Origin of the sequence: Mycobacterium sp. (assembly GCF_035603715.1) — a bacterium.
Classification (GTDB): domain Bacteria; phylum Actinomycetota; class Actinomycetes; order Mycobacteriales; family Mycobacteriaceae; genus Mycobacterium.
In genome coordinates this window covers 1-3,982 of record NZ_DATNJW010000175.1, presented here as the reverse complement: position 1 = coordinate 3,982, position 3,982 = coordinate 1, and the positions used below count along the sequence as shown (strand labels likewise).

General features: G+C 65.0%; 4 protein-coding genes. 3 read left to right on the top strand and 1 reads right to left on the bottom strand.

The window, feature by feature from the left end:
- A partial coding sequence (locus VN856_RS07660) for an alpha/beta hydrolase (RefSeq protein ID WP_325687704.1) occupies positions 1-564 on the bottom strand: 564 nt, incomplete at its 3' end.
- 148 nt (positions 565-712) lie between these two features.
- On the opposite strand from VN856_RS07660, the gene uvrC reads away from it, so the two are divergent.
- The 3 genes from uvrC to VN856_RS07645 form a co-directional block, all read left to right on the top strand.
- A complete protein-coding gene (uvrC, locus tag VN856_RS07655) occupies positions 713-2,695 on the top strand; it encodes an excinuclease ABC subunit UvrC (protein ID WP_325687702.1) in 1,983 nt (660 codons plus the stop codon).
- An 11-nt stretch (positions 2,696-2,706) separates the two neighbouring features.
- On the top strand, positions 2,707-3,633 hold the full coding sequence (gene rapZ, locus VN856_RS07650) for an RNase adapter RapZ (RefSeq protein WP_325687705.1): 927 nt from the start codon (positions 2,707-2,709) through the stop codon (positions 3,631-3,633).
- The coding region (locus VN856_RS07645) for a gluconeogenesis factor YvcK family protein (protein WP_325687701.1) at positions 3,630-3,982 on the top strand (353 nt) is incomplete at its 3' end. The genes rapZ and VN856_RS07645, both read left to right, overlap by 4 nt.

Sequence of the window (3,982 nt, the reverse complement as noted above, 5' to 3'; positions counted from 1 at the left end):
CCCTGGGCTGGCCGCCAGGCGTTCTTGGCGCGCCCACGTTGCGCGGATCTCTTCGTTCCACGGCATGTCCGGATTGATCAGATGTTGGAACTCCCCGGTTCCCCACATGCCGACAAAGCCAGTGATGATTTCATCGGGATCGAGCCCATCGGTTCGGACGGGAGCGGCGTAGCCCTCGAGCACGACCAGCGCGGTTGTGCGCGACGGATGTGTCGCTGCGAACAGCGCGCATGTCGCGACCGCGCCGGACATCGCGAGCAGGACCGCTTCACGACTCCCCAGATCGTCCAACACCGCGGTGATGCTGTCGGCCCATAGCTCCAACGTCGGTAGCGCACCGCCCGTGATGGGATCAGACGCTCCGGTGCCCGGTTGGTCGAAGAGAATCAGTCGACCGAGCGATGTCATTGCCTCGATCCACCCTCGAATTGGCGGATGCTCAGGCAAGTCCTCACAGTTGTTGAACCACGCCGGGACGAGCACTATGTCGCGCTGGCCCTCAGGCGACGCGCGATAGGCGACCCGCAAGTCCCCGTTCATCGCATAGCGCGTCTCCGAGAACATTGCGGAAGTGTAGGTCGAGCGGGGGATCGAGCGGCTCGTATCAGTCGCAGCGGCTCCATCGGCGGTTAGACGGCCCGCTACCGGCCCGACCTGGAGTCGCACTGAACGGCGAACCCCCTGTCGATGGCACGGACTAGCCTTAGACACCGTGGCTGATCCCGCGACCTACCGCCCCGCTCCCGGGTCCATCCCGGTCGAGCCCGGCGTGTACCGATTCCGGGATCAGCACGGACGAGTGATCTACGTCGGCAAGGCCAAGAGCCTGCGCAGTCGATTGACGTCGTATTTCGCCGATATCGCGAGCCTGCATCCACGCACCCGGCAGATGGTGACCACAGCCGCCAAGGTGGAGTGGACGGTGGTCAACACCGAGGTCGAGGCGCTGCAGCTGGAATACAACTGGATCAAGGAATTCGACCCTCGGTTCAACGTGCGCTACCGCGACGACAAGTCCTATCCCGTGCTCGCGGTCACCCTCAACGAGGAGTACCCCCGCCTGATGGTCTATCGGGGCCCACGCCGAAAGGGTGTCCGCTACTTCGGGCCCTACTCGCATGCCTGGGCCATCCGGGAGACCCTGGACCTGCTGACCCGAGTCTTTCCGGCTCGCACATGTTCGGCAGGAGTGTTCAAGCGGCACAACCAAATCGACCGGCCGTGCCTTTTGGGCTATATCGACAAATGCTCGGCGCCATGCATCGGGCGGGTAAGCGCCGAGCAGCACCGCCAGATCGTGGTGGACTTCTGCGATTTTCTGTCCGGCAAGACCGACAGATTCGCCCGTGGCCTCGAACAGCAGATGCACGCCGCGTCAGAAGATCTGGATTTCGAGCGCGCCGCGAGATTGCGCGACGACCTCGGCGCGCTGAAGCGGGCCCTGGAGAAGCAGGCCGTCGTCCTCGGCGACGGCACCGACGCTGACGTCGTTGCGTTCGCAGACGACGACCTGGAAGCCGCCGTCCAGGTGTTCCACGTCCGCGGCGGACGGGTTCGTGGGCAGCGCGGCTGGATCGTCGAAAAGCCCGGCGATCCAGGTGATTCCGGTGAGGCGCAATTGGTCGAGCAATTCCTGACGCAGTTCTACGGCGATCAGGCCGAACTCGACGGTGCCGCCGATGAGTCCGCCAACCCGGTGCCGCGCGAGGTGCTGGTGCCGTGCCTGCCGCCCAACGCCGAGGAGTTGACCACCTGGCTGTCCGGGTTGCGCGGGTCACGAGTGAACTTGCGGGTTCCGCGGCGAGGTGACAAGCGAGCCCTGGCCGAAACCGTGCAGCGAAACGCCAAAGAGGCGTTGCAGCAGCACAAACTGAAGCGTGCCGGCGACTTCACCGCCAGATCCGCTGCGCTGCAGAATATTCAAGAGGCGTTGGGTTTGGCCGACGCGCCATTACGCATCGAGTGTGTCGACATCAGCCACGTCCAGGGAACCGATGTGGTCGGGTCGCTGGTGGTGTTCGAAGACGGGCTGCCCCGCAAGTCCGATTACCGCCACTTCGCGATCCGGGAAGCGGCCGGCCACGGTCGTTCCGACGACGTTGCGTCGATCGCCGAAGTGACCCGTCGTCGCTTCCTACGGCACATCCAAGATCAAGAGGATCCGAAAATCCTGTCACCGGAAGGTAAGTCACGTCGATTTGCCTATCCGCCCAATCTATATGTCGTCGACGGCGGCGCGCCGCAGGTGAACGCGGCCAGCGCGGTCCTCGACGAACTGGGTATCACCGACGTGGCGGTGATCGGCCTGGCCAAACGACTCGAAGAGGTGTGGGTACCGTCGGAGCCCGATCCGATCATCTTGCCGCGCAACAGCGAGGGTCTGTACCTACTGCAGCGAGTGCGCGACGAGGCCCACCGGTTCGCCATCAACTACCACCGCAGCAAGCGATCGAAGAGGATGACGGCGTCCGCGCTGGATGCGGTGCCCGGCTTGGGCGAGCATCGCCGCAAGGCATTGGTTGCCCATTTCGGCTCACTGGCCCGCCTCAGGGAGGCTACGGTCGACGAGATCACCTCCGTTCCGGGCATTGGGGTCGCGACCGCGACCGCGGTGCTCGACGCGCTGCGAGGCGGCGGCGCTGCCGGATCGGATGCTGCGACGCAAGACCGAATCGCTGAACGGGCATCGGGATGACGGGCGAGGGGATGGACGGGGCGAATCAGACTGGATCGCTGGATCAGGCCGACAATCACGGTGGCACAAATGAATCCGGCATCGACGTCGTTCTGGTCACCGGTTTGTCCGGTGCCGGGCGGGGTACCGCCGCCAAGGTCCTCGAGGACCTCGGCTGGTACGTCGCCGATAACCTGCCGCCTCAGCTGATCACCCGAATGGTCGACCTCGGGCTGGACGCGGGATCCCGGATCACGCAGCTGGCCATCGTGATGGACGTACGCTCCCGCGGATTCACCGGTGACCTGGACTGGGTGCGTAACGACCTGGCCACTCGCGACATCACCCCGCGGGTGCTGTTCATGGAGGCCTCCGACGACATGTTGGTGCGCCGCTACGAGCAGAACCGCCGCAGCCATCCGCTGCAGGGCGCGCAAACCCTGGCCGAAGGCATCAGCGCCGAGCGCGACATGCTCGCTCCGGTTCGCGCGACCGCCGATCTGATCATCGACACCTCGACGCTGTCGGTGCGTGAACTGCGGGAAAGCATCGAACGGGCCTTCGGTGGCGAGACCGTCGCGCAGACCAGCGTCACCGTGGAATCCTTCGGCTTCAAATACGGTCTGCCGATGGACGCCGACACCGTGATGGATGTCCGGTTCCTGCCAAACCCGCATTGGATCGACGACTTACGGCCGCACACCGGTCAACATCCCGCGGTTCGTGACTACGTGCTCGGCCAGACTGGCGCGGCGGAGTTCTTGGAGACCTACCATCGATTGCTATCCCTGATTGTTGACGGGTACCGCAGGGAGGGGAAGCGCTATATGACCGTGGCGATCGGCTGCACCGGCGGCAAACACCGCAGCGTCGCCATCGCCGAGGCGTTAGCGCAGCTGCTTGAGTCCGACAAGCAGCTGACGGTGCGGGTGCTGCACCGGGATCTGGGCCGCGAATGAGTCGGCGAATTGTCGCCCTCGGCGGAGGACACGGCTTGTATGCCACGCTGTCGGCTGCCCGGCGACTGACGCCGCACGTGACCGCCGTGGTCACGGTTGCCGACGACGGCGGCTCATCGGGAAGGCTGCGCAGCGAACTCGACGTGGTGCCTCCCGGAGACCTGCGAATGGCGTTGGCTGCCTTGGCTTCTGACAGTCCGCACGGGCGGCTGTGGGCGACGATCATGCAGCATCGATTTGGCGGCAGCGGGGCTTTGTCGGGGCACCCGATCGGCAACCTGCTACTGGCCGGGCTCAATGAGGTGCTCGCCGATCCGGTTGCCGCGCTCGACGAACTCGGCCGGATTCT

Bases quoted from the DNA above. Each gene is read 5' to 3' on its own strand.
- rapZ (WP_325687705.1), top strand. From the start codon at position 2,707: ATGGACGGGGCGAATCAGACTGGATCGCTGGATCAGGCCGACAATCAC.